The organism is Rhizobium esperanzae, from assembly GCF_014197615.1.
Taxonomy (GTDB): domain Bacteria; phylum Pseudomonadota; class Alphaproteobacteria; order Rhizobiales; family Rhizobiaceae; genus Rhizobium; species Rhizobium esperanzae_A.
This window is the reverse complement of record NZ_JACIFY010000024.1, coordinates 55,832-78,962: the sequence shown is the minus strand read 5'-3', so window position 1 is coordinate 78,962 and position 23,131 is coordinate 55,832. Positions and strand designations below refer to the sequence as shown.

Annotated in this window: 24 protein-coding genes; 13 read left to right on the top strand and 11 right to left on the bottom strand. The window is 61.0% G+C overall.

The features are described 5' to 3' along the window. Positions 1-107: 107 nt before the first annotated feature. Both GGD57_RS26110 and GGD57_RS26105 read right to left on the bottom strand, forming a co-directional pair. A complete protein-coding gene (locus GGD57_RS26110; protein WP_085736567.1) occupies positions 108-347 on the bottom strand; it encodes a ribbon-helix-helix domain-containing protein in 240 nt (79 codons plus the stop codon). 106 nt (positions 348-453) lie between these two features. Continuing rightward, the gene (locus GGD57_RS26105; RefSeq protein WP_184473084.1) at positions 454-1,050 is read right to left on the bottom strand and encodes an HdeD family acid-resistance protein; all 597 of its coding nucleotides are present in this window, start codon (positions 1,048-1,050) and stop codon (positions 454-456) included. Positions 1,051-1,190: 140 nt separating this feature from the next. Here GGD57_RS26105 and betI point away from each other — a divergent pair, with 140 nt between their 5' ends. The 3 genes from betI (at position 1,191) to betA (ending at position 5,107) form a co-directional block, all read left to right on the top strand. After that, complete coding sequence (gene betI / locus GGD57_RS26100; protein ID WP_184473083.1) at positions 1,191-1,787, top strand: transcriptional regulator BetI; 597 nt, start codon at positions 1,191-1,193, stop codon at positions 1,785-1,787. Position 1,788: 1 nt separating this feature from the next. Next, positions 1,789-3,252: a betaine-aldehyde dehydrogenase gene (gene betB, locus GGD57_RS26095; RefSeq protein ID WP_184473082.1), complete on the top strand. Its 1,464-nt coding sequence runs from the start codon at positions 1,789-1,791 to the stop codon at positions 3,250-3,252. A 202-nt stretch (positions 3,253-3,454) separates the two neighbouring features. Further along, complete coding sequence (gene betA, locus GGD57_RS26090; protein ID WP_184473081.1) at positions 3,455-5,107, top strand: choline dehydrogenase; 1,653 nt, start codon at positions 3,455-3,457, stop codon at positions 5,105-5,107. Between the two features lie 118 nt (positions 5,108-5,225). Here betA and GGD57_RS26085 read toward each other — a convergent pair whose 3' ends face one another. Next, the gene (locus GGD57_RS26085) at positions 5,226-5,672 is read right to left on the bottom strand and encodes an RrF2 family transcriptional regulator (protein ID WP_003580348.1); all 447 of its coding nucleotides are present in this window, start codon (positions 5,670-5,672) and stop codon (positions 5,226-5,228) included. A 420-nt stretch (positions 5,673-6,092) separates the two neighbouring features. Here GGD57_RS26085 and GGD57_RS26080 point away from each other — a divergent pair, with 420 nt between their 5' ends. The 4 genes from GGD57_RS26080 to GGD57_RS26065 all read left to right on the top strand — a co-directional run bounded on the left by GGD57_RS26080 (position 6,093) and on the right by GGD57_RS26065 (position 11,857). Further along, a complete protein-coding gene (locus GGD57_RS26080; protein WP_184473080.1) occupies positions 6,093-6,833 on the top strand; it encodes a phosphoadenylyl-sulfate reductase in 741 nt (246 codons plus the stop codon). Between the two features lie 114 nt (positions 6,834-6,947). Further along, positions 6,948-7,901, top strand: a complete 954-nt coding sequence (gene cysD / locus GGD57_RS26075; protein ID WP_010034611.1) for a sulfate adenylyltransferase subunit CysD — start codon at positions 6,948-6,950, stop codon at positions 7,899-7,901. Between the two features lies 1 nt (position 7,902). Then, positions 7,903-9,399 carry a sulfate adenylyltransferase subunit CysN gene (gene cysN / locus GGD57_RS26070; protein ID WP_184473079.1) on the top strand — a complete coding sequence of 499 codons (1,497 nt, stop codon included), beginning with the start codon at positions 7,903-7,905 and terminating at the stop codon, positions 9,397-9,399. 169 nt (positions 9,400-9,568) lie between these two features. After that, on the top strand, positions 9,569-11,857 hold the full coding sequence (locus tag GGD57_RS26065) for a PBP1A family penicillin-binding protein (RefSeq protein ID WP_184473078.1): 2,289 nt from the start codon (positions 9,569-9,571) through the stop codon (positions 11,855-11,857). Positions 11,858-11,879: 22 nt separating this feature from the next. Here GGD57_RS26065 and GGD57_RS26060 read toward each other — a convergent pair whose 3' ends face one another. After that, the gene (locus tag GGD57_RS26060) at positions 11,880-12,746 is read right to left on the bottom strand and encodes a LysR family transcriptional regulator (protein ID WP_184473077.1); all 867 of its coding nucleotides are present in this window, start codon (positions 12,744-12,746) and stop codon (positions 11,880-11,882) included. A gap of 71 nt (positions 12,747-12,817) precedes the next feature. On the opposite strand from GGD57_RS26060, the gene GGD57_RS26055 reads away from it, so the two are divergent. After that, positions 12,818-13,789, top strand: coding sequence for a quinone oxidoreductase family protein (locus GGD57_RS26055; protein WP_184473076.1), 972 nt, complete (start codon positions 12,818-12,820; stop codon positions 13,787-13,789). A gap of 36 nt (positions 13,790-13,825) precedes the next feature. On the opposite strand, the gene GGD57_RS26050 is transcribed toward GGD57_RS26055, so the two are convergent. Beyond that, entirely contained in the window at positions 13,826-14,863 is a 1,038-nt protein-coding gene (locus GGD57_RS26050; RefSeq protein ID WP_184473075.1) for a LacI family DNA-binding transcriptional regulator, read from the bottom strand. A gap of 553 nt (positions 14,864-15,416) precedes the next feature. On the opposite strand from GGD57_RS26050, the gene GGD57_RS26045 reads away from it, so the two are divergent. The 4 genes from GGD57_RS26045 to GGD57_RS26030 all read left to right on the top strand — a co-directional run bounded on the left by GGD57_RS26045 (position 15,417) and on the right by GGD57_RS26030 (position 18,328). Then, on the top strand, positions 15,417-16,922 hold the full coding sequence (locus GGD57_RS26045) for a DegQ family serine endoprotease (RefSeq protein ID WP_184473074.1): 1,506 nt from the start codon (positions 15,417-15,419) through the stop codon (positions 16,920-16,922). 165 nt (positions 16,923-17,087) lie between these two features. After that, the gene (locus GGD57_RS26040) at positions 17,088-17,399 is read left to right on the top strand and encodes a hypothetical protein (RefSeq protein ID WP_184473073.1); all 312 of its coding nucleotides are present in this window, start codon (positions 17,088-17,090) and stop codon (positions 17,397-17,399) included. Positions 17,400-17,672: 273 nt separating this feature from the next. Further along, positions 17,673-17,840: a DUF3606 domain-containing protein gene (locus tag GGD57_RS26035; RefSeq protein ID WP_184473072.1), complete on the top strand. Its 168-nt coding sequence runs from the start codon at positions 17,673-17,675 to the stop codon at positions 17,838-17,840. A 290-nt stretch (positions 17,841-18,130) separates the two neighbouring features. Next, positions 18,131-18,328, top strand: a complete 198-nt coding sequence (locus GGD57_RS26030; RefSeq protein WP_184473071.1) for a hypothetical protein — start codon at positions 18,131-18,133, stop codon at positions 18,326-18,328. A 572-nt stretch (positions 18,329-18,900) separates the two neighbouring features. On the opposite strand, the gene GGD57_RS26025 is transcribed toward GGD57_RS26030, so the two are convergent. From GGD57_RS26025 to GGD57_RS26000, 6 genes are all read right to left on the bottom strand, one after another. Then, a complete protein-coding gene (locus GGD57_RS26025; RefSeq protein WP_010066856.1) occupies positions 18,901-19,086 on the bottom strand; it encodes a hypothetical protein in 186 nt (61 codons plus the stop codon). A gap of 357 nt (positions 19,087-19,443) precedes the next feature. Continuing rightward, positions 19,444-19,665 (bottom strand): hypothetical protein, encoded by a 222-nt coding sequence (locus GGD57_RS26020; RefSeq protein WP_184473070.1) that lies wholly within the window; start codon positions 19,663-19,665, stop codon positions 19,444-19,446. Continuing rightward, positions 19,662-20,534, bottom strand: coding sequence for an SDH family Clp fold serine proteinase (locus tag GGD57_RS26015; RefSeq protein ID WP_184473069.1), 873 nt, complete (start codon positions 20,532-20,534; stop codon positions 19,662-19,664). Before GGD57_RS26015 ends, GGD57_RS26020 begins: the two co-directional genes overlap by 4 nt. A 180-nt stretch (positions 20,535-20,714) precedes the next feature. After that, positions 20,715-21,143 carry a DUF1515 domain-containing protein gene (locus GGD57_RS26010; RefSeq protein WP_184473068.1) on the bottom strand — a complete coding sequence of 143 codons (429 nt, stop codon included), beginning with the start codon at positions 21,141-21,143 and terminating at the stop codon, positions 20,715-20,717. Positions 21,144-21,518: 375 nt separating this feature from the next. Further along, positions 21,519-22,313 (bottom strand): hypothetical protein, encoded by a 795-nt coding sequence (locus GGD57_RS26005; protein ID WP_184473067.1) that lies wholly within the window; start codon positions 22,311-22,313, stop codon positions 21,519-21,521. Between the two features lie 289 nt (positions 22,314-22,602). Then, complete coding sequence (locus tag GGD57_RS26000; RefSeq protein ID WP_184473066.1) at positions 22,603-22,797, bottom strand: hypothetical protein; 195 nt, start codon at positions 22,795-22,797, stop codon at positions 22,603-22,605. Here GGD57_RS26000 and GGD57_RS29555 point away from each other — a divergent pair. Continuing rightward, positions 22,713-23,084, top strand: a complete 372-nt coding sequence (locus tag GGD57_RS29555; protein WP_432443402.1) for an integrase core domain-containing protein — start codon at positions 22,713-22,715, stop codon at positions 23,082-23,084. The two genes, GGD57_RS26000 and GGD57_RS29555, sit on opposite strands and share 85 nt — an antisense overlap. Positions 23,085-23,131 lie beyond the last annotated feature (47 nt).

The following is a 23,131-nucleotide window of genomic DNA, read 5'->3' as shown; positions in this document are numbered from 1 at the left end:
AGGATCAATGAACCCTTTCGCCAATGTGAAACTTTTGTGAAAGACGCAAGGGAGCGCCACGCGTTCCGCGTTTATCGAATCCCTCAATGCAATCATGTGCTTGCTGTTCAGGCGGAGCGACGGCGTGCCGCCTCGTGATCGGCGAACATGTCGCCGACGCATCTGCCGCCGGACGGAGAAATCTCGTCGAGGACATCAGCCTTGAATTCGTTGAGCTTGCGGGCGGTATCCCAAAGGCGCAACGCCTCGCGGACGACCTCGCTGCTGGAGGCATAACCGCCGTTGTCGACGGCGGCGCGAATGCCCGCTGCCTGTTGCGGAGAGATGGAAACAGTGACCATCGGCATGAACTTCCTCCCTTTTTATTCAGGCAGAACCCTGCCTTTGGGGGACGCATGACCATTTGCGGCGATCGCATATACCCCTAAAGTTTAATCCCCTCTTATCCCCTTGTCAAAAAGAACGATCGGACAGCGACGCAGGCGCACCGCTTTCGACAGGTCCATTGCGGATGCCGAGGCCGAAGGCGATCATCGTCCAGCCCTGGATGGTGAGATCGGCGGCCAGGAACAGGCCGAGGATCCACAGGCTGTTGACCGGCCAGCCGAGAGCAATGACGAAACCGGCAAGCGCGGTAATGACGCCGCTGGCGACGATAAAGCGCCAGCGCCTGGTCGGTTTCATGCGCATGCCGACCCAGGTGCGGAAGACGCCGGCGATGACAAGCGCGAGCGAAAGAAACAGCGTCAGCGCCGCCGACGTCAGGATCGGATTGACGAAGGCGCAGATGCCGGCGAGCACGTAGAGCAGGCCGCTCAGCACCCAGAAGAGCACGTGATCCCAGCCGCGCACCTGGAAGGCATGGACGAGATAGGTCACGCCGCCGAACAGCATGAGCATGCCGACATAATAAACGGAGACGACGGTGGCGAGCATCAGATTGCCGAGCGCGATCAGGCCGCAGACCAGCAGCAACACGCCGAGACCGACGAACCAGATCCATTTCGACTGCAGCTGGGATGTGGGCACTGCGTTGAAGACATCGGCCATGGCGCACCTCCTGGATTTTGGAATATGTTGCAGCAATTTTTCAGGGAAAGATCTGATCTCGGTCAAATCGAGAAAGATTTTTGTTGATTGATCAGTCAATCAAAAATACTCTGCCCTTGGATTTCAGGGAGAATTGTCCGTTGCCGAAGGTCGGGATGGAACCGGTGCGCCGCAAGGCGCTGGTCGATGCAGCGCTGCGGGTGATCGGCGATCACGGCTCGCTTGCCGTCACCATGTCCGATATCGCCCGCCAGGCCGGCGTTTCGGCGGCCCTTGCGCATCATTACTTCGGCAGCAAGGACCAATTGCTGATCGAGACGATCCGCTCGCTGCTGCGGCAGCTGCGCTGCGATGCGGTGGCGGCTCTGAAGGCAGCCAAGACGCCGCGGGCGCGGCTTTCGGCCATCATCCGCGTCAGCTTCCATGCCGACCAGTTTGCGCCGGAGACGATTGCCGCCTGGCTCGCCTTCTACGCCGAGGCGCAGCGTTCGGAGGAGACGCGGCGTTTCCTGGTGATCTATGCCAGACGGCTGCGCTCCAATCTGCTTGCCGATCTCAAGGCGCTGCTGCCCGTCGACGCCGCAGAACGCATCGCCGAAGGCGCAGCGGCGATGATCGACGGGCTCTATATCAGGCAAAGTCTGAAATCCGCGCCGATCGGCATCGAAGCCTCGATCGCGCTGACGGAGGATTATGTGAACGCACTTCTATCCACCATCTCCCCCAAGGACAAATGACATGAAAGCCCAGCCGAAAGCCTCGCACTTCATCGACGGCGAATATGTCGAGGATACCGACGGCACCGTCATCGAGAGCCTCTATCCGGCCACCGGCGAGGTGATCGCCCGGCTGCATGCGGCAACGCCTGCGATCATCGAGAGGGCGATTGCAGCGGCCAAGCGCGCCCAGCCGGAATGGGCGGCGATGAGCCCGATGGCGCGCGGCCGCATCCTCAAGCGCGCCGCCGACATCATGCGCGAGCGCAACCGGGCACTCTCCGAACTGGAAACGCTCGATACCGGCAAGCCGATCCAGGAGACCATCGTCGCCGACCCGACCTCCGGTGCGGATGCTTTCGAATTCTTCGGCGGCGTCGCCCCGGCCGGCCTCAACGGCGCCCATATCCCGCTCGGGCAGGATTTCGCCTATACCAAGCGCGTGGCGCTCGGCGTCTGCGTCGGCATCGGCGCCTGGAACTATCCGCAGCAGATCGCCTGCTGGAAGGCGGCCCCGGCGCTGATCTGCGGCAATGCCATGGTGTTCAAGCCCTCGGAAAACACGCCGCTCGGCGCCCTGAAGATTGCCGAAATCCTGTATGAAGCGGGGCTGCCGAAGGGGCTCTTCAATGTGATCCAGGGCGACCGCGACACCGGGCCGCTGCTCGTCAACCATACCGACGTCGCCAAGGTGTCGCTGACCGGCTCGGTACCGACCGGCCGCAGGGTCGCGGCGGCGGCGGCCGGCAACCTCAAGCATGTGACGATGGAGCTCGGCGGCAAGTCGCCGCTCATCGTCTTCGACGATGCCGATCTCGATTCAGCGGTCGGCGGGGCAATGCTCGGCAATTTCTATTCCACAGGCCAGGTCTGCTCGAACGGCACCCGTGTCTTCGTACAGAAGGGCATCAAGGCCGACTTCCTCAAGCGGCTGAAGGCGCGCACCGAAGCGATGCTGATCGGCGATCCGATGGATGAGGCGACCCAGATCGGCCCGATGGTCTCCTGGGCGCAGCGCGAGAAGGTGATTGCCTATATCGAGAAGGGCAAGGCCGAGGGCGCAACGCTTGTTGCCGGCGGCGGCATTCCGAACAATGTCTCGGGCGAAGGCTATTACGTGCAGCCGACCGTCTTTGCCGACGTCACCGACGACATGACCATTGCTCGCGAGGAGATCTTCGGGCCTGTCATGTCAGTGCTCGATTTCGACGATGAGGACGAGGTGATCGCCCGCGCCAATGCCAGCGAATTCGGCCTCTCCGGCGGCGTCTTCACCGCCGACCTCACCCGCGCCCACCGCATCGTCGACCGGCTGGAGGCGGGCACGCTCTGGATCAACACCTATAATCTCTGCCCGGTGGAAATCCCCTTCGGCGGCTCGAAACAATCGGGCTTCGGCCGTGAGAATTCGCTGGCCGCGCTCGAGCATTATTCCGAGCTGAAGACGGTTTACGTCGGCATGGGGCCGGTGGCCGCACCTTATTGAGGAGAGTGAAGACCCCTCCCCAACCCCTCCCCACAAGGGGGAGGGGCTAATGCGCGGCACCGGTTCACCTTTCTTCGATCGCAGCGCTTGCGGCGCTGATTTGGGAGTGGCCGGGTGCCCCATGTTAAGCCCCTCCCCCTTGTGGGGAGGGGTTTGGGGCGGGGTCTTAGTGCCCGGTTGCAAAAGAATCTAAGGGAACGTCATGCAACAAGCAGATTTCGTCATCATCGGCTCCGGCTCCGCCGGTTCCGCCCTTGCCTATCGCCTCTCCGAAGACGGCAAGAACAGCGTCCTCGTCATCGAGGCGGGCGGCAGCGATTTCGGGCCGTTCATCCAGATGCCGGCAGCGCTTGCCTGGCCGATGAGCATGAAGCGCTATAATTGGGGCTATCTTTCCGAGCCGGAGCCGAACCTCAACAACCGGCGCATCACCGCGCCGCGCGGCAAGGTGATCGGCGGCTCCTCCTCGATCAACGGCATGGTCTATGTGCGCGGCCATGCCGAAGATTTCAACCGCTGGGAAGAGCTCGGGGCCAGCGGCTGGGCCTACGCCGACGTTCTCCCCTATTTCAAGCGGATGGAACATTCGCATGGCGGCGAAGACGGCTGGCGCGGCACCAACGGCCCGCTGCACGTGCAGCGCGGCGGCTTCACCAATCCGCTTTTCCGGGCCTTCGTCGAGGCCGGCAAGCAGGCAGGCTTCGAGACGACGGAGGATTATAACGGCCGCAAGCAGGAGGGCTTCGGGCTGATGGAGCAGACCATCTTTGCCGGCCGCCGCTGGTCTGCCGCCAACGCCTATCTGAAGCCGGCGCTGAAACGGCAAAATGTCGACATCGTCTACGGCTTCGCCCGCAAGATCGTCATCGAGGGCGGACGCGCCACCGGCGTCGAGATCGAGCGCAAGGGCAGGATCGAGGTGGTGAAGGCCAACCGCGAGGTGATCGTCTCGGCCTCCTCCTTCAATTCGCCGAAGCTCTTGATGCTGTCGGGCATCGGCCCGGCCGAGCATCTGAAGGAGATGGGCATCGAGGTCAAGGCCGACCGGCCGGGCGTCGGCGCCAACCTGCAGGACCATATGGAATTCTATTTCCAGCAGGTGAGCACCAAACCGGTGTCGCTCTATTCCTGGCTGCCGTGGTTCTGGCAGGGAGTGGCGGGCGCGCAATGGCTGCTTTCCAAGGGCGGGCTCGGCGCCTCCAACCAGTTCGAAGCCTGCGCCTTCCTGCGCTCGGCACCCGGGCTGAAGCAGCCCGATATCCAGTATCATTTCCTCCCCGTCGCGATCAGCTATGACGGCAAGGCGGCGGCGAAAAGCCACGGCTTCCAGGTGCATGTCGGCTACAACCTGTCGAAATCGCGCGGCAGCGTGAGCTTGCGCTCTTCCGATCCCAAGGCCGATCCGGTGCTGCGCTTCAACTATATGAGCCATGCCGAGGACTGGGAGAAATTCCGCCACTGCGTACGGCTGACCCGCGAACTCTTCGGGCAGAGCGCCTTCGACGACTATCGCGGCGCGGAAATCCAGCCCGGCGAAGGCGTGCAAAGCGATGATGAGATCGACGCCTTCCTGCGCGAGCACCTGGAAAGCGCCTATCACCCCTGCGGCACCTGCAAGATGGGCGCCAAGGACGATCCGATGGCGGTGGTTGATCCGCAGACCCGGGTGATCGGCGTCGACGGCCTGCGTGTCGCCGACAGCTCGATCTTCCCGCACGTCACCTACGGCAACCTGAACGGCCCGTCGATCATGACCGGGGAGAAGGCCGCCGACCACATCCTCGGCAAGCAGCCGCTGGCGCGCTCGAACCAGGAGCCCTGGGTCAATCCGCGGGCGGCGGTCAGCGATCGGTGAGCGATCGAGAACTATCGGACAGGAAAAGGGCGTCGCATCGAACTTGATGCATGCGACGTGCTTAAGCCATTGTTTTTGCGTACGTCGTTATCCCGGAACCGCTGCCTTCCACTGACGCTCAGGCCAGCAGCCGGGTGACTTCGGCGCTGTGGGTGGGCTGGGCGGCGTCGGCGATGGTTGTGGAGAACAGCACCTTGCGGGTGGCGTCGGCCACCTTGGCGAAGACGTGGCGGATCTGGCAGTTCTGTTCGCCGTCGCAATCGTCGCACCGGCGATAGGCGGTGATCGACAGGCAGGGCAGCGGCGCGATCGGGCCGTCGACGATGCGCAGGATCTCGCCGAAGGTGATGGTATGGGCCGGTTTGAGCAAGAGATAACCGCCCTGCTTGCCGCGGCGGCTGACGACGATGCCGTGATGTTTCAGGTCGAGCAGGATCTGTTCGAGGAACTTCTTCGGGATCTTCTGCTGCGCCGCGATATCGGAAATCATCACCGGTTCGTCGGCATCGGCATCAGCCAGAGCCGTCAGCGCCCGCAGCGCATATTTCGCCTTTTGCGTAATCATCTCAGACCATCGACACACACAGGCGGCGCGATTCTCCGCACCGCTACGGAAGTACTTTCGCCTCTATGGCACAACCAGCATGAACGGAATTTGAACGCGCCGGGAAAGGCCTTGAGGAACAAGCATTTTGGCCTTGTTTTTCACCCTCGGCCAACGTTCGGCAATCTACGCCAAAATGGTCCGTTTCGCACCTTTTTCGGCATCACTTCAGATTTCGGATTGACAGGCTGCGTGTAACTCTACTATTTTTGTAGACATACAGGCTGTTCGCGGGGATTTTTATTCTCGGGCGGCTGTTTTTTTGCATTGCGGCAGCTTAGGAGAGATATTTGCTCCTCCGGCCGCAGCTTTCGAAATCCCTTTTTCTGTCCGATCCTGGATTGAACTGCGATACTCCGGTCAACAAAGGACAGGAATCTCATGACTGTTATCAATTCGATTGCCGAAGCCGAGGCACTGAATGACAGGCTGGCGGGTCTCGACCTGGCCGCACGCCTGTCGCTGGTCTCGGGCCTCGGCGGCCGCGTGGTGTTCACCACTTCGCTCGGCATCGAGGACCAGGTGATCACCGCCGAGATCGGCACTCATCGCCTGCCCATCGATGTCGCGACGCTGCAGACCGGTCGGCTGTTTGCCGAGACGCTGGCGCTGATCGAAGAGACGGAAAGCCAGTACGACATCAAGATCCAGCGCTATGAGCCTGAAAAGGCCGATATCGACGCCTATGCGGCGCAATACGGCCTCAACGGTTTCTACGAGAGCGTCGAGGCCCGGCACGCCTGTTGCGGCGTGCGCAAGCTGAAGCCGCTTGCGCGCGCGCTCGAAGGTGCCACGATCTGGATCACCGGCCTGCGCCGCGGCCAATCGGCCAACCGCGCCGAAACGCCCTTTGCCGAATACGACGCCGAACGGCACCTGTTGAAGGTCAATCCGCTCGCCGATTGGGATCTCGAGGCGATCAAGGCCTTCGTTGCCGCAAACGGTGTGCCGGTCAACCCGCTGCATGGCCGCGGCTATCCCTCGATCGGCTGCGAGCCCTGCACGCGGGCGATCAAACCCGGCGAGCCGGAACGCGCCGGCCGCTGGTGGTGGGAGCAGGACGAGACGCGCGAATGCGGCCTGCATGTCGCCGAAGAGGCTGCGGCGGTCGCCGCGGTATAATCAACTTCACGGCTATCCCAATTCAAGGCGCGGCGACCGTCGCTGCCTTGGGAAAGCCAACATCAAGGAATTGTTTGCGGGCCGCCGCAAACGACCGACAGCCTGGAGTAAGACATGCCCGATAGCCGTCCGGATACGGAACTCAGCAATCCCCAGAGCGCCAAGGCGCCGCTCGACCCGCATCTGAAGGCGCTGGAAAACGAATCCATCCATATCTTTCGCGAGGTCGCGGCCGAATTCGAGCGTCCCGTCATGCTCTATTCGATCGGCAAGGATTCCTCGGTGCTGCTGCACCTGGCGCGCAAGGCCTTCTATCCCGGCCGCGTGCCCTTCCCGCTCTTACATGTGAATACCGGCTGGAAATTCCGCGAGATGATCGCCTTCCGCGACGAGACCGCGAAGAAGTACGATCTCGACCTGATCGAGCACATCAATCCGCGCGGCGCGGCGGAAAACATCACGCCCTTTACCCATGGTTCGGCCGCCTTCACCGACATCATGAAGACCGAGGGCCTGCGCCAGGCGCTCGATGCCGGCCAGTTCGACGCAGCTTTCGGCGGCGCGCGTCGCGACGAGGAAGCGAGCCGCGCCAAGGAGCGCATCTATTCCTTCCGCACCCCCGATCATCGCTGGGATCCGCGCAACCAGCGGCCGGAACTCTGGAACGTCTATAACGGCATGATCCGCAAAGGCGAGAGCGTGCGCGCCTTCCCGCTGTCGAACTGGACCGAAGTCGATATCTGGCGCTACATCCAGGCCGAGGACATTCCGCTGGTGCCGCTCTATTACGCCAGGAAGCGGCCGTTCGTGGAGCGCGACGGCATGATGATCCTGGCCGAGGATCCGCGCCTGGAATTGCTGCCCGGCGAAGTGCGCCAGGAAGGCATGATCCGCTTCCGCACGCTCGGCGATTTCCCGCTGACCGGCGCCATCCGCTCCCAGGCCACCACCCTCGAAGAGGTGATCGCCGAACTCGAAATCGCAACGGTGTCCGAACGCCAGGGCCGCGCCATCGACCGCGACCAGTCCGGCTCCATGGAAAAGAAGAAGCGTGAAGGATATTTCTGAGATGACCGTAGTCCAAACCGCCGTCTCGGCCGCAACCGTCGCCACCCTGCCCGCCGCCGAGCCGCTGAAGGCCCAGCGCGACTCGCGCCCGCTGCGCCTGATCACCTGCGGCAGCGTCGATGACGGCAAGTCGACGCTGATCGGCCGCCTGCTCTGGGATACCAAGGCGGTCAAGGAAGACCAGGCCGCCACGCTGCAGCGCGATTCCACCGGCAAGCAGAACGATCTCGGCCTGCCCGACTTTGCGCTCTTGCTCGACGGCCTGCAGGCCGAGCGCGAACAGGGCATCACCATCGATGTCGCCTATCGCTATTTCTCGACCGACAAGCGCTCCTTCATCGTCGCCGACACGCCCGGCCACGAGCAATATACCCGCAACATGGCGACCGGCGCCTCGACCGCCGATCTCGCCATCCTGCTCGTCGATGCGCGCTTCGGCATTCTGGAACAGACGCGCCGCCACGCGACGATCGCGTCGCTGCTCGGCATCAAGCAGTTCGTGCTCGCCGTCAACAAGATCGACCTGACGGGCTATGATCGCGCCGGCTTCGACAAGATCAGCCACGAATTCCGGGAATTTGCGCTGTCGCTCGGCGTCAAGCAGATCACCGCCATCCCGATGTCGGCGCTGAAGGGCGAAAACGTCGTTTATTCCGGTCAAGGCCCCATGCCCTGGTACACCGGCCCGACGCTGGTGGAGACGCTGGAGCTTGCGACCGTTCGCTCGTCGCAGACGGTCGGCTTCCGCCTGTCGGTGCAGCGCGTCTCGCGTCCGGGCGAAAGCTTCCGCGGCTATCAGGGCACGGTTGCCGGCGGCTCGGTCAAGCCCGGCGACAGCGTCATGATCCTGCCGTCCGGCATGGTCGCCAATGTCTCCAAGATCGTCACCTTCGATCTCGTGCGCAATGCCGCGGTTGCCGGTGATGCGATCACGCTGGTGCTCGACCGCCAGGTCGATGTGGCGCGCGGCGACATGATCGTCTCGATCGACGCCCAGCCGCAGGTCGGCCTTGCCTTCGACGCACAGATCGTCGCGCTCCAGCCCGAGGGCATCGAGCCCGGCAAGCGCTACTGGCTGAAGAGCGGTTCGCGCCGCCAGCGCGTCCAGGTGCAGCCGCTCAGCCAGCTGGAACTGAAGACCGGCACATGGAACGTCGCCCAGCGGCTCTACATGAACGCCATCGGCAAAGTCCGGCTCGTCTTCGACGAAGCGGCGATCTTCGATCCCTATGAGCAGAACCGGCAGTCCGGCTCCTTCATCCTGATCGATCCGGAGACCAACAACACGGTCGCCGGCGGCATGGTGACCGGCAAGCGCACCGAACTCGGCGGCCTGCACAATGGCGAAGGCCGCGTCATCCTCTCGCTGCCGGCCGATCTTGCCGAACAGATCATGGCAAGCGAACTCTTCGCCAGCCGCAGCCATGAGGCCGAGGTACGGCGCATGACGGCAGCCGAAGCCGCCGACCTCTGGTCGAGTGCCGCCAGCGATATCTGATTGGATCTGGGGCCGGCAGGACCGGCCCCCAGGACTACGTTGCGAAATGAGCTTCCTGTCTGCTTCCGGCGGCCAGACGGAAACGGGAATCGTTCGGCCTTTTGCGGTAGAACACGCGGCGTCACCCGGCTATAAAGGTCATGCTGCGTTGGCTTTTTAGCGGAAAACGATGCCCAATCCCCCCGAATCCTCAAGTGAAAGCGTTGGCAGCTCGAGCTCGGGTCCTAATCAGACAGTCGATTCGGCGCCACAAGCCGCAGCCTCGGCTTCGCCAGACATCAGCCAAGCCGACGCCTCGCAACTGCCCCAAGGATCTTTCGGCCAGACCAGACGGGCCGCGAGCAATCTGTTGCGTGCGCTGCGTCACGATTTGCAGGCAAGTTCGGCGTTGGCAAAGACCAGGACAGCCGCTTCGGTTCTAAGGCGGAAGCTGCGGAGGCGGCTGGCAGCCACGTCAGCGCCAACTCGGTGGATGACCACTGCTCTGGCCAGAGCCGGACGCAGAATCCGCGATCGGCGTACCGAGGGTGAAAGTCGCCAGCGCCGGCCGCTTCTGGCGGGCTGGCGGAAATTCGCTCTGGGCTCGGTGTTGCTTGCCTGCCTCCTCGTCACCAGCGTGCTGGTGTGGGCACTGAAGGATGTGCCCTGGAGCGAAATCCGGGATGGAACGCTGAAGCCGGTCGTGGTGCTGGAAACCGCCGACGGCGCGCCTTTGGTCAGACAGGGGCCTTATCAAGGACCATATGCGCGATACGACCAGTTTCCGCCCCAACTGATCGATGCCGTGCTTTCGATCGAGGACCGCCGGTTCATGGACCATTTCGGCGTCGATCCGAGGGGCATCGGCAGGGCGTTTCTGCGCAACCTGGAGGCCGGCTCGGTGGTGGAGGGCGGCAGCACCATCACCCAGCAGCTCATCAAGCTGCAATATCTCGACAGCGACCGAACGATAAAACGAAAGATTCAGGAGCTTGTCATCGCCGTCTGGCTGGAGTGGAAGCTCGGCAAGCATGAAATCCTGACGCGCTATCTCAACAGCGTCTATCTTGGCGCGGGCGCGACCGGCATGCCTGCCGCCGCGCGCATCTATTTCAACAAGGATATCGGCGCCCTCAACCTGCCGGAGTCGGCGATGCTGGCGGGGTTGCTGCGGGCGCCGAGCCAATGGAACCCGATCGACAATTTCGACGGCGCCCGGCAGCGCACCATGGTCGTTCTCGACGCGATGACGGCCAATGGCAAGATCACCGAACCACAGGCGACTGAGGCCAAGACGAGCTTTGCCAGGCTGCACCCGACGACGCCGACGCCGCGCTCCGGAAGCTGGTTTGCAGACTGGATTTCGCCGCAGGCGAGCGAAATCGCCGGCGCCTCGCCAGGCTCGACGGCGGTGCGCACCACGCTGGTGCCGCAGTTGCAGCAAATCGCCGAAAGGATCGTGACGAGGTCCTTGGACGGCGAAGGAAAAACAGTGGGAGCATCGCAGGCCGCTTTGGTTGCGATGACGCCGGACGGCGCGGTCGTTGCGATGGTTGGCGGGCGCGACTACAAGGCCAGCCAGTTCAACCGCGCCGTCACTGCGATGCGCCAGCCAGGTTCCACCTTCAAGCTTTTCGTCTATTACGCAGCCTTGAAGGCCGGGCTCACCTTGTCCGACCAGGTGCTGGACGCGCCGATCGACATCGATGGCTGGTCGCCGGAAAATTCCGGCGGCAATTATCACGGTTGGGTCACGCTTGCCGAGGCGTTCGCGCGATCGCTCAATGCCGCGTCGGTGACGCTTGCCCAAGAGGTCGGCCTGGACAATGTGATTGCCGCAGCGCGCGAACTCGGCATCGATGCGCCACTGGCGAACACGCCGTCTTTGGCGCTCGGCACCTCCGAAGTCAATCTGCTTAATCTCACCAGCGCCTATGCGTCCGTCCAGCTCGGCAGGGCACCTGTCAAGCCCTGGGGCATCATCGATTTCCAAGCGGCAGGGCAGCCCAAAACCTTCCGCGTTGGCGCACAATCGAAGCCGAGTGTCGATCTCTCGCCCTACCAGTCCGATCTCCTTGGGCTCCTGCAGCTGGTGGTCGAGCGCGGCACTGGACGGGGCGCCGATCCCGGCACCTTTGCGGCCGGCAAGACCGGCACCAGCCAGAACAATCGGGATGCCTGGTTCGTCGGTTTCACCGATGCCCTCGTCGTCGGCGTCTGGGTTGGCAATGACGATGACGCGCCGATGAAGGGGGTGACGGGGGGCGCCCTGCCGGCCCATATCTGGCGGGACTTCGTCCGCGAAGCGACGGTCGAGCCGACGCTGAGCGGAGTGCGATCGAGTGAAGAAGCCGTCGATGGTCAAGGCGCGCCACAGTCCTGCAACATCAGCGCCTGCTCGCGCAGTTACCGATCCTTCCGCCCATCCGACTGTACCTATCAACCCTATTCCGGCGGCCGGCGGCTTTGCGAAAAGTGAGGCGGTTCCGCGGAGGCCGGGACTATCTCCCCAGAGCGTTTTTCAGCGCATCGACGACGACGCGGACGGAGGGCACGTCTTTGATATCGGCGTGGACAACCAGCCAGACCTCTCTTGTCAACGGCTGATCGGTTTCAATGCGCTGGAGACCGCTGGACTCCGCGACGGCGAAATCGGGGAGCATGACGACACCTGCACCAAGGCTTGCCGCTGCGGCCTGAAACTCCAGAACGGACGACCTCACGGCGATCGGCCGGCCGGCGGCCAGTTCGGCCAGCCGCAATTGTTGCGGCGAGGCGTTCATGGTTTCGTCGTAACCGATGAAGGTCCAGTCCGACGGCGGAACCGTTTCGAGATAGGCCTTCGATGCGTAGAGATGAAAGCTTGTCTCGCCGAGCTTGGCGATAGCGTAATCTCCCTCCTCCGGACGCGACATTCGCACGGCGACATCCGCCTCGCGCCTGTTCAGGGAGGCGAGGCGCTTTTCTCCGACAAGCGTGATCTCGACGCCGGGATGGTCTCGCCTGACGGCTGCGATCGGTTTTGCGAGCAGCACGCTTGAGAGTGCGGGAGGTGCGCTGATCCTGACATGGCCGCGCAATTCCGTGGCGCTGCTGCGACCAAGCTGCTCGATGGCAGCCGTCTGGACGGCGACGAGAGCCGCGTGCCTGGCAACCTGCTCTCCGTCCGAAGTCAAGATGATGCGGCGTCCGCGGCGGTCCACGAGTTTGCGTCCGAGACCGGCTTCGAGCGACGAAACGCGCCGACTGACGGTCGCATGTTCGACACCGAGCTGTTTTGCTGCGCCAAGCAACGTTCCCGATTGCGCGAGGGCCAGGAAATGCCGAAGGTCGTCCCAGTCGAGCTTTGTGAAATCTTTCCCAATCATTGTGCAGCAATAGGGAATTTTCACTCATTAAGCCATCGCTTAGTTTGTCCCATCCAAGGAGAACACGAGCGATGACTGACCAGATCATATGGCTGAACGCCCCCGGTGACATCACCCGGTTCCATGTCGAGCAGCACCAGTGTGAGGATCCCGGCCATGGCGAGATCCGAATCCGTCATGAGGCGATCGGAACGAACTTCCTCGACATTTATCACCGAAAAGGTCTCTACCCGATGCCGTCCTACCCCTCGGTGATCGGCGCCGAGGCGGCTGGCATCGTCGAGGACGTCGGCCCCGGCGTCTCCATGTTCGAGAAAGGTGATCGCGTCGCCTATGCCGGACCTCCGGTCGGCGCCTATCGCACCACGCGAAACATCGCCGCTGAAAGGGTGATCAAGCTGCCCGATGCCATTTCGGCAAAAACGGCAGCGAGTTCGCTGCTCAAAGGCATGACCGCCTACATGCTGCTGAAGAAGACCTATAATGTGCGTGCAGGACACCACGTTCTGATCCATGCGGCCGCCGGCGGGCTCGGCAGCATCCTGGTTCGCTGGGCCAAATCGCTCGAAGCCACGGTGATCGGAACGGTCGGTTCCTCCGAAAAAGCAGCTCTCGCCGCATCTTGTGGAGCCGATCATCTGATCGTTGGACGCGGCGCCGATATCGTTGCGGACGTGAAGCGGTTGACGAACGGGCTCGGCGTCGACGTCGCCTATGACGGGATAGGCGGCGAGACGCTTCTCAAGAGCATTCGCTCTGTCCGCCCATTCGGCATGGCTGTCACCATCGGTCAGGCCGCCGGCGCCATTCCACCCGTGCCTGTCGAGGAACTTCGCCCGGGCAAGGCGCTCTGCCATCCGAGCATCATGGCCTGGTGCGCTGACGTCGGACAGTATCGCGAGGCTGCTCTCGCTGCCATCCGGGCGATGGAAACGGGGATCGTCTCGCAAATCGGTGCCGAATACCGTTTGGCCGACGTTGGGAAGGCGCACGAAGAGATGGAATCCGGGCGCGCGGCGGGCAGTATCCTGCTGATACCTTGATCGCCAACGCTTCCGATCCGCGCGACGCGCATTAGATTATCGCGTCGAGCCCCGCGGAATAATGGTAAAGCCCAGGTCGGCCTTGTCCTCATCAGGCGGTTCGTCGCGGACGGCGCGCAGCAGCATGCCGGCGACGCGGTAGCCGATCTCGTAGCGCGGGATGTGCACCGTCGTCAGCGACGGTTCGGTAAAGGCGGAGAATTCCAGATCGTTGAAGCCGCAGATGCCGAGATCCTCCGGCACGCGGATGCCGCGTTCCTTGCATTCGATGAGCACGCCGAGCGCCATTTCATCACTCTGGGCAAAGACGGCATCGACATCGGGCACACGCTGCAACAGTTGGGCGAACAGGTCCCGGCCGAGGCCGGTGCGGCTGGCCGCATCCCCGCCGATGATGAGATCGGGATCGAAACACCCGGCTTCCCGCATCACAGCCTCATAACCTTCGATACGGCGGCGCGAGCGGACATCGGCGCCGCGGCCCATGAACGCGATCCTCCTATAGCCTCTCGACAACAGAAAACGGGTAGGCCCGGTGCCTGCCGAATAATGATCGAGGCCGACGACCAGCCTTTGCGGCTCCTGGCTCAGATCGGCAATATGGGCCATGGGACAGACGGCACTTTCGATCAGCGGCAGAAGATCGCAATAGGATTCGGCTCCGGCGATGATGACACCCGCCGGCTTCTGCGTCAGGAAGGATTTGAGCAGCCCCGCCTCCCCCTCCGTGTGACGCAGCGTATTGGAATATTGCACGGTGAATTCGGTGTCGCGAAAGCGATCCTCGATCCCGACCATCACATTGGTGAAGCCGGATTGATGCAAGGCGGGCGTGATGACGCCGATGACGCCGTTGTGGCGGCCGGCCAGCGCCCGGGCGGCAAGATTGGGCATATAGCCCATCTCGTCGACCATGCGCAGGATCACCTCGCGCAGATCTTCCGAGACGATCCCGGGATTGCGAAGCGCGCGCGAAATGGTGATGGGGCTGACGCCCACCTTCTTCGCCACATCGCTCAATTTCACCTGCGCGCCGCGCCTGGCCGTGCGCCCCGGCCCCACTGACTTGTTCATTGCCCCTCAAATACTGCCCGCGAGACTCACCAACCCTCGATTCGCGGCCTTTACTTTCTGAAGAAGAAATAATTTAGAGTCTACTAACGTTTTAAATTAGCAACAGAATCTGAGGGTAAACCGGCAGGAAGGGCCGCCGGATCGTCTGTCGGGAAATACGGGCATGCCGGGCGGCCGGATCACCGCCTTCGGGAATAAGTCCCTTTATTTTCAAATGAGACCGCCGCGGAGGGCGCGAGGTGGAGCAAAGCCGGCCTGGAATTTCCAGAGCGTGGCCGCCGATCCAAAAGGCCGTCGGCACAAAGATTAACGTCCAGTCATGTCTTACAGATCGGCAATATAAACATGATCAATATTTAATTTGTAAATCCGCCGGCCGCGATCATATGAATCACCAGCGCGAATTCTTCTTTTCGCCCGGTCGCCCCCCAACGACTGCGCTGCGATGAGAGCCATTGGCGCCAAACGCCATCCGACGCCAGGTCCAGGGGGAAGCCCGACGCCATCCAAAGCCGGCGCTCTCGCAAGGGGCGCCCATCCAAGGACCACCACCATGTCACAGATCCTCCGCAAACATCGCGCCGCAGCCCTGGTCGGGGCCGCCATCCTTGCCGGCGCCGCATGCCTGCCGTTCACCATCAACACGTCGAATGCCATTGCCGCGACTGCCGATACCGGCGGTGTTCTGGCGGCAAGCGGCTCCTTCGCGTCGATCGTCGACGCCGACAAGCCTGCCGTCGTCACCATCACCACGACGGTAAAGGCGACCGATGTCAGCGCCGGCGAGCAGGATTCGCCGATGGACGAGCAATTCCGCCAGTTCTTCGAGGATCAGGGCATCCCGCTGCCGCACCAGGCACCGAAAAACCGGCCTTCGCAGCAGGCAATGGCGCTCGGCTCCGGCTTCATCATCAGCCCGGACGGGGTGATCGTCACCAACAATCATGTCATCGACAATGCCGTCGACATCAAGGTGACGCTGGACGACGGCACCGAACTGCCGGCCAAGCTGATCGGCACCGACCCGAAATCCGATGTCGCCGTCGTCAAGATCGAGGCGGGTAAACCGCTGCAGACCATCGCCTGGGGCGATTCCGACAGACTGAAGCTCGGCGACCAGATTTTGGCGATCGGCAATCCCTTCGGCATCGGCACCACGGTGACGGCGGGCATCGTCTCGGCGCGCGGCCGCGACCTGCACAGCGGGCCTTATGACGATTTCATCCAGATCGACGCGCCGATCAACCACGGCAATTCAGGCGGGCCGCTCGTCGACCGCAGCGGCAATGTCGTCGGCATCAACACCGCGATCTATTCGCCGAACGGCGGCAGCGTCGGCGTCGGTTTCGCCATTCCCTCCGACGAAGCCCGGGAGATCGTCGCCAAGCTGCAGAAGGACGGTTCGATCAATCACGGCTATCTCGGCGTGCAGATCCAGCCGGTGACCAAGGATGTCGCCGATGCCGTCGGCCTCGATAGGCCGGGCGGTGCGCTGGTTGCCGCCGTCACCGCCGATACGCCGGCGGCGCACGCCGGCGTGAAGCCGGGCGATATCGTCACGTCGGTCGGCGGCGAGACCGTCAAGACCCCGAAGGACCTGTCGCGGCTGGTGGCCGATCTTTCGCCGGGCGCCAAGAAATCGCTCAGCGTCTGGCGCGACGGCAAGACGATCGACCTCAATGTCATCGTCGGCGGCAATGAGGACGGCCAGAAACAGGCCGCCGCCGAAAGCCCGGACAGCAAGGGCGAAAGCAGCGGCCAGCCGAGCCTCGGCATCGGCCTTGCCGACCTGACGCCCGACATGCGCCAGCAACTCGACCTGCCGCGCGCCTTCAGCGGCGCGGTGGTCGCCAGCGTCAATCCCGACAAGTCGGCCGCTGCCGCCGGCATCCAGCCGGGCGATGTCATCGTTTCGGTCAACGACCGGCCGGTGCACAACACCCGCGACGCCAAGGCCGCGATCGCCGAGGCCGGCAAATCCGGCCGTAAATCGGTGCTGCTGCTGGTCGAACGCGATGGCAGTAAAACCTTTGTCGCTGTGCCGTTTGCCGCAACCTGACCAACCATCGCCTGAACTCGCCGCACTGGGAAAAGCCTGCTTGACGCGGGCTTTTCCCTTTTGCACCTGAGCGCATGCCATCGCCGGCCGCCATTGATAACCCCGCGGCGGGACCCATTTTACAGGCAGGAGAGTTCCACAGCGAAGCGCAGGGGCGCAAAGCCTATGGTTTCCACACGATACCGCCGGAAAGACCTGAAGCTTGTCCGTTGCCACATCGTGAAGGCCGCGAACCGCATTGCCGATCAGGAAATGATGATCAGGACACTGGAGCTCAAAGGCAGCCCCGCCGGACCGGCCTACGCGCTGCTTTACAGACTCTACGACACTCAACGACGCAGACTCGACCGCCTGAAGCTGATCGAAGCGATGCTGTGCGAAAGCATTGTTTTCCCCGGGCTCCGCCCTCCCCGCCATCCGCCCGGCAAGACCAGACCCCATCTGCGCCTGGTCTCTCCGCCGGATCACCTGCCTTGACCCGGATCGAGCAGCCTGTGGCTTAAGCCGCAGCCTTCAGACTTGCCGGACCGGCTCCCCCCAGACTGCCATTCCTCACATCGCATCGTCCAAGGTCATACGGGAACGAAGCCAAGCCGGCCGGAGTTTGACGTGATGCCGGTTTCTCCAGAACAGGATCAATTTTTGGCCGAGCCGGTTCGGCATGCTTGCGCCTCGCCTCCCCGGCGATGGCGCCGGCGCATCCCGAGATGACGCGACAGTCAGCCCGGGATTTCCATGAAAGGAAAAATCATGACCAATGACAAAACGAAAAAAGCCGCCTCGCCCGACGGACCCTACGACGTCGCCTACTTCGCGAAGAAACACCGCATTTCCAACGAGGATGCCAAGGAGATCGTCGAAAAATATGGTGCCAATCGCAAAGAAGCAGACAAGGCCGGCCGCCGCATCAGCGCCTGAAACAAGGGCTGCAGCGCGTCGCATGGATCACGCTCGATGCGACGCGCTTCGCCGCCGCCGGCCCCTGCATCGGCTTGCGATGCCACGATGCAACATCGGCGGACGAATTAACCCTACTGGCTTACCTTAATATCAGCATACGCTTGAATACACCTGTCCCTATGCCATGCTGTCATCAGGGCAATATTTCTGGTTCCCGAAGCAGCTCGCCGGAACCCCTGACCCGCCTCCGGGCGGAGAGGCCGGCTTCCAGGCATCGGGATCGAGCAAGATCAAATGGAGGGTATGCCGTGAACAACGTGTTGGAATTTCGTGCAAAATGCCCGCAGGCCGAAAGCCTTTCCGACTACCGGGAAGAGCTTGAATCGGCCGTCCTGAAAATCGTCAGCGACGCGGTCTGCAAGGGATATCAGCCGGCGGAAGCCGCCATGATGGTTGCCGATATCGCCGACGACTACATTCTCATGCTGTCGCGGCAAGGGCGTTAGAGCCGGTGCCCGAAATCTGTGCGCGGCGTTCGGACGAGATCATGCGCCGACGCTTCCATCGAGCGGGATGATTTTAGGCCGGGCCGGTTTAAAATCATCCCGCTCTCATGGGCTTTCCCGGCCCTTGCCGGCCAGGCAAAACGCTTCCCTCGACACAGGGGGATAGTGGACCGCACAGCAACTGCAGGGGTAGCAGCAACGGCACAGGAGACGAGGCCTGCTGCACGGTCCGTCGGCCACAACGCCGATGTTTGTCGGAAGTTCCCACGGATGCGGGGCTGATAATGAGCCGGCGCTCGGACCCATCTGCCGAGGAAACAAGCGCCAATTGTTCCCGTTATATTCCAATCGTTAGACTGGTATGCCCCGACGCCGGCAGAAATCAAGAGCACCACCCCGCCGCCGAAAAAAACCCGCCGGAGCGGGGTTTTCTGCCAGTGGCAGCGGCATCAGCAGAAACATCGATCACCTGGCAAGCCCGGCAACGGCATTTCCGTCCCTCGCCTGCGCGGCCTTGCTCCCTCCGCTCAATCTTTGAATCATCGCCGTAACGCGCCGTGAATGGTCGGCGGCTAACGCCAGCGCGGCTGACGCGGCGGCGCGTTCGCCCTGATCTCATGGAGCGGCGCCCGGGAGCCGAGGAGTTTCTTCAGCTTCTTCTCCTCCGCCGGACCGATCCCGAACTTGCGGCAATGTTCCGCAACATCATGCTCCCGGGGACCGGGAATGCGAACTTGGCGATCGTTCATGCTCTTCATGACCGTTTCCTCCTGAAAGGAGAACCAGCAGGGCGGCCATTTGTTCGTTAGCGATGCCTAAAATTTGAGGGCTGTTTGCTTGAATTCAATCGCCGACCCGACCGCCTCTTGGTTTTTTTGACGGGCTGCTCTTCGCGGGTGTGCGCGCTCCGCTCCGCCCCTGATCGTCACTCTGAGATCCAGCTGGGCAATCTACCTTTCCTGTTCTCCCAGTCGCTAAGGATGACAAGCGAAGGCATTTGCCAATGGAACAAACACCAAACCATCCCTAAGCACTTAGAACAGAAACTCTAAGGACCAATCAGGCATCACAGAACCTTGAGTCGAAGAGCAGCAGCGAGCCGTGTCTTTCCAGCTTTAAAGCGCAGTATGGCACTCTATTTTGATAGATCGGACTTCGGGGGCTCGTTGAAAGCCGGCGGTTTCAGGGATAACATATTCTTCGGCTTGAATTTTCTCGAAGTGATCGGCTAGCGCCATGGCCTGCACTAGTGGATCTGCAAAAGCCAGAGCCGCTTCAACTGCCTGCTCTTGCCTTTCAGTCGCATCGGATATGAGTTTGGATGTATAAAACATCATGGCGTCTCCGTGTGATGGCTGTGCAGATAAATCGGCATATTTTGACGATCGGCGTATCCGGTTAACAAGTCGTTGTATTCGCGGATCGCGACGCGCAAATTTTCGTCCTTTGAATAATCGTCTATCTCAAGCCGAAGTTCCAAAAGGCGCTCAATTCCCAAAGCTCTGCCATGCATATGCCAGCGTTTATTGTCCGAAAGGGCAGCCGCGATTTCCTCCGCGCGCGCCTCTTTCTCCTCCAAGCTGACCGGCACCCCGGGATTTGTCGTCCGGTGCACGGTCCAATCTTTGAATTTGTAAACGACCAGCCACTTCTTAAGCAAGCTAATCGAAAGGTTTTTCGCCTGCTCATATAGAGCTAGCTTACCCAAGTCCAAGCTCCTCAAAAACACCACGTCGGCCGGAGTGAGCACAGCCTTTGCCGTAATCTCAGTCACTTTGTCAAGATATCCCAACGCCGCAATATAACCACTACCATCAGAAGACATGACTTGCGGATCGATCGGCCCGAGCGCAGACGAATAGTCCATGTAGATACGGTCACCCGACATACAAAATATGGTGCCAGCAGACATAGCGTGGTCGGGGACCACGAAATTGACGGTGCCATAGTGATGCCTTACTACTGACACCATACGTTCCGCGGTCTCAGCCGACCCTCCCGGGCTACGAAGAACAATCGTGAGCGTATTTTCCGTCCTTGATGAAGCTTTTTTCACCTCTTCAACGAAATTCCGAAAGGGTCGAGTTATCTGCGGGTGGATAGTTCCAAAGTAGCAAATAACATCGGATGCTAATGCGTCCTCAAGTACCTTCGCCTTAGCATTCACGTGCGCCAATATGGCGTGATCTAGATCAGCAGGATTCACGGCTCCCCCAGTACATTCGAATTCGGATTCTTTTATTTTCCGAACCTTGTGCGAAATTATCTCAGGTTGTCCAGTGCCAACTGGAAACTCTTCTAGGTAAAGTTAATCGCAAACACTGGTGAGCCAAGACTTCTGTGTGAAGAAGCCGGCAAGAAGTCACCCACGGACGTCACGCGTTCATCAACTGATCTTCAACCAATGCCGCAACGCCGCCACCGCGCCATCGCTGGCATAGGCGATGATCCCGCCGATCGTCAGCCCGGCGAAGGCGATCAGCCCCGATATCCCGTAACCGATCGATTTCATTCGTTTCCACTCTTCAAGCGCCGGTGTCACCACCTCCTGGTTCTTCTCGACCGTTTCCTTCAGGCTCTTGATCTCCTCGCGGATCTGGGCGTCGGCGCCGCCGCCGATCGCCACGCTGGTATCGAGGTGGGCGATCTGCCTTGCCTGTTCGTCGAACCGCGCGTGGATCACGGCGCTGAAATCGTGGGCATTGGCCTTTTCGTCACTGACATCATTGCGCAGAAGCGCCACGTTTTCCTCGATGCCAGTCAGCCTCCCCTCGACGCGCCCAAGAGCGCGGAGAATATCGTCATTGGATGTCATCTCTGTCGGTGCTCTTTTGTGGGATGGAACGTTTTTAGCCGGAGCTATTGAATCTTGGGAACTTGTGAAGCGGCCTATTCATGCCGCGCGCAGGCGTTGTGGATCGCGTCGATCCTCGGCATCCTAGTAAGCCGTTCGACCAAGGCGGCGGCAAGAGCGAAACCCCGCCGCCGGTGATCCAGCAACCGGAGCCGAAGTGACGAGACCGAAGGCCTCACGCGCAGGCTCTGCTTATGGATTGAATAAATTCTTCGGAGTGCAGAAAAGTGAAATAGACGGAAAAGGAAACGCTAGAAGGTGAAGGAAATACCACTTTCTTTTGCAGATGATGGGACGACCCTTGGCGACCAACTAGCTGATGGTATCCTCATTCTCTTAGATTCGCCTGCAAAACGCTCCTGATGACGTATAGAACTCCGGAAGAGGCGATCGGCTGAGGCTATAGTGCGGATCAAGCGTCTTAAGAATCTCATGCGCAATCTGTCGAATAGAGGGATAAATAATGTTGTTCGTGGGCGGCAGCATAGGCACGTTGTGCAGTTCCAACGCCGAAGGCCGCTTGCCGAAGATTGCAAAGGATACTCCCATCATATCTTTCGACAAATCGTCAAATCCAATGTCGATTTCCGGATCAACGTGGGCACCGCTCTCCTGATTGGCAGTCAAAAGCACAAGATCTTTTCTGCTAAAGCTTCTGCCTGAACTTCCTTCGATAAGTGGATCACTCCACCATTCATCAAAAGGCCTTGGGCCAGTTTGGTAGGAGCCACTTCGCCAATCCCGATTATCGTGACGAAGACCGAGCGGTGCGTACCACAGTGGGGCTCGTCCATTGACCCCCGGAAATACGAGACCTACCTGAACTGGTGAGCGCCCGGCAATCTCATAGCCCGAGCCTAGCTCGATTTCTGCAAAGCGACTTGCAGCGGCATCGAACCTTTCTCTATATCTTCCTGAATCGTGAAACCTCAGCGTGTCTTTCAGTCCAAGCTGTTCTAAGATGGAATGGGATGTTCTGGTATCGTGGAGCAACTTGCGGAGTTCAACCGCAATTCTTGATGCTTCCTCCTCGTCGCCTTCATCGAAGTGTTTTATTGAGCGCTCCAGGAATTTAACAGAACGCGTCAGCTGGTCTTGAATTTCGCTCGACGATCTCGGCCGTTTACTCAATTACTCCTCCATGATTGGCTATGACAACCAATTACCTCCTTCCTGCTAAAGTGATGTGCTGTCAACGCCGTTAAAAGCTCCAGATGGTCGAGGGTGGGGCTCCGACAGAAATATCAAATTTCTGAAAGCCAGTCCCACATCAGCAAGTTGCAGTCAGTTGCTTCCCCTGTCTTGCGGCGCAAGCATCAGCTCGAGGGTGATGCCGGTCTTCGTCGATGTCATCGACTCCAGATCGACCAGCACCCATGGCGGGGCTCCACTCATCGGATTCGGGGCAAGCAAGATGGTATTATCGGTTTGTTCCATATCTGGTGGTGAGGTCATCATAGAATTGCACGATGCGCCCCTGGCGGGCATTCGGGCGGTGGAGCGCCTGGCGCTCGCGGGGGAGGAATCGCGATGACAGCTCACCTTCGACGACGAGCGCTTGCGCTTCCCGCCGGCGCAGATCGTCGAGCAACCGCGGAAGTGCTACTCTGGCCACCGCTTACCCCTTCGTCGCCGCCGCAGAACAGTTACGTCGAATCCTTCAGTGGCCGCATGCGTGACGAGCTTTTGAATGAAAGTGTTCTTCGGCCTCGGTCATGCTCGCAGCGCATCAGCGAGGCCGACGACTACAATCATATCCGGCCGCTCGGATACCAAGCCCCGGCAGGTTATGCCGGGATCATCGCCACAACCGGCTCCAAGATGAAAGCTTCGCCTTTCCGCCGGTTGCTTAAATCGTGCCGTTTAGCGTATCCAAACCGTCGAGGCTGTAATCGCCAGTGAATGAAAGTTCAGTGGCAGATCATATCCCGCGTACCGATGAGCATCTT

Bases quoted from the DNA above. Each gene is read 5' to 3' on its own strand.
- GGD57_RS26050 (WP_184473075.1), bottom strand. From the start codon at position 14,863: ATGAACAAGTCAGTGGGGCCGGGGCGCACGGCCAGGCGCGGCGCGCAG.
- GGD57_RS26080 (WP_184473080.1), top strand. From the start codon at position 6,093: ATGACTGTTATCAATTCGATTGCCGAAGCCGAGGCACTGAATGACAGG.
- GGD57_RS26025 (WP_010066856.1), bottom strand. From the start codon at position 19,086: ATGAAGAGCATGAACGATCGCCAAGTTCGCATTCCCGGTCCCCGGGAG.
- betB (WP_184473082.1), top strand. From the start codon at position 1,789: ATGAAAGCCCAGCCGAAAGCCTCGCACTTCATCGACGGCGAATATGTC.
- GGD57_RS26055 (WP_184473076.1), top strand. From the start codon at position 12,818: ATGACTGACCAGATCATATGGCTGAACGCCCCCGGTGACATCACCCGG.
- GGD57_RS26060 (WP_184473077.1), bottom strand. From the start codon at position 12,746: ATGATTGGGAAAGATTTCACAAAGCTCGACTGGGACGACCTTCGGCAT.
- GGD57_RS26045 (WP_184473074.1), top strand. From the start codon at position 15,417: ATGTCACAGATCCTCCGCAAACATCGCGCCGCAGCCCTGGTCGGGGCC.
- GGD57_RS26085 (WP_003580348.1), bottom strand. From the start codon at position 5,672: ATGATTACGCAAAAGGCGAAATATGCGCTGCGGGCGCTGACGGCTCTG.
- GGD57_RS26035 (WP_184473072.1), top strand. From the start codon at position 17,673: ATGACCAATGACAAAACGAAAAAAGCCGCCTCGCCCGACGGACCCTAC.
- GGD57_RS26105 (WP_184473084.1), bottom strand. From the start codon at position 1,050: ATGGCCGATGTCTTCAACGCAGTGCCCACATCCCAGCTGCAGTCGAAA.
- GGD57_RS26020 (WP_184473070.1), bottom strand. From the start codon at position 19,665: ATGATGTTTTATACATCCAAACTCATATCCGATGCGACTGAAAGGCAA.
- GGD57_RS26110 (WP_085736567.1), bottom strand. From the start codon at position 347: ATGCCGATGGTCACTGTTTCCATCTCTCCGCAACAGGCAGCGGGCATT.
- GGD57_RS26010 (WP_184473068.1), bottom strand. From the start codon at position 21,143: ATGACATCCAATGACGATATTCTCCGCGCTCTTGGGCGCGTCGAGGGG.
- cysN (WP_184473079.1), top strand. From the start codon at position 7,903: ATGACCGTAGTCCAAACCGCCGTCTCGGCCGCAACCGTCGCCACCCTG.
- betA (WP_184473081.1), top strand. From the start codon at position 3,455: ATGCAACAAGCAGATTTCGTCATCATCGGCTCCGGCTCCGCCGGTTCC.
- GGD57_RS26040 (WP_184473073.1), top strand. From the start codon at position 17,088: ATGGTTTCCACACGATACCGCCGGAAAGACCTGAAGCTTGTCCGTTGC.
- GGD57_RS26065 (WP_184473078.1), top strand. From the start codon at position 9,569: ATGCCCAATCCCCCCGAATCCTCAAGTGAAAGCGTTGGCAGCTCGAGC.
- GGD57_RS29555 (WP_432443402.1), top strand. From the start codon at position 22,713: ATGACAGCTCACCTTCGACGACGAGCGCTTGCGCTTCCCGCCGGCGCA.
- cysD (WP_010034611.1), top strand. From the start codon at position 6,948: ATGCCCGATAGCCGTCCGGATACGGAACTCAGCAATCCCCAGAGCGCC.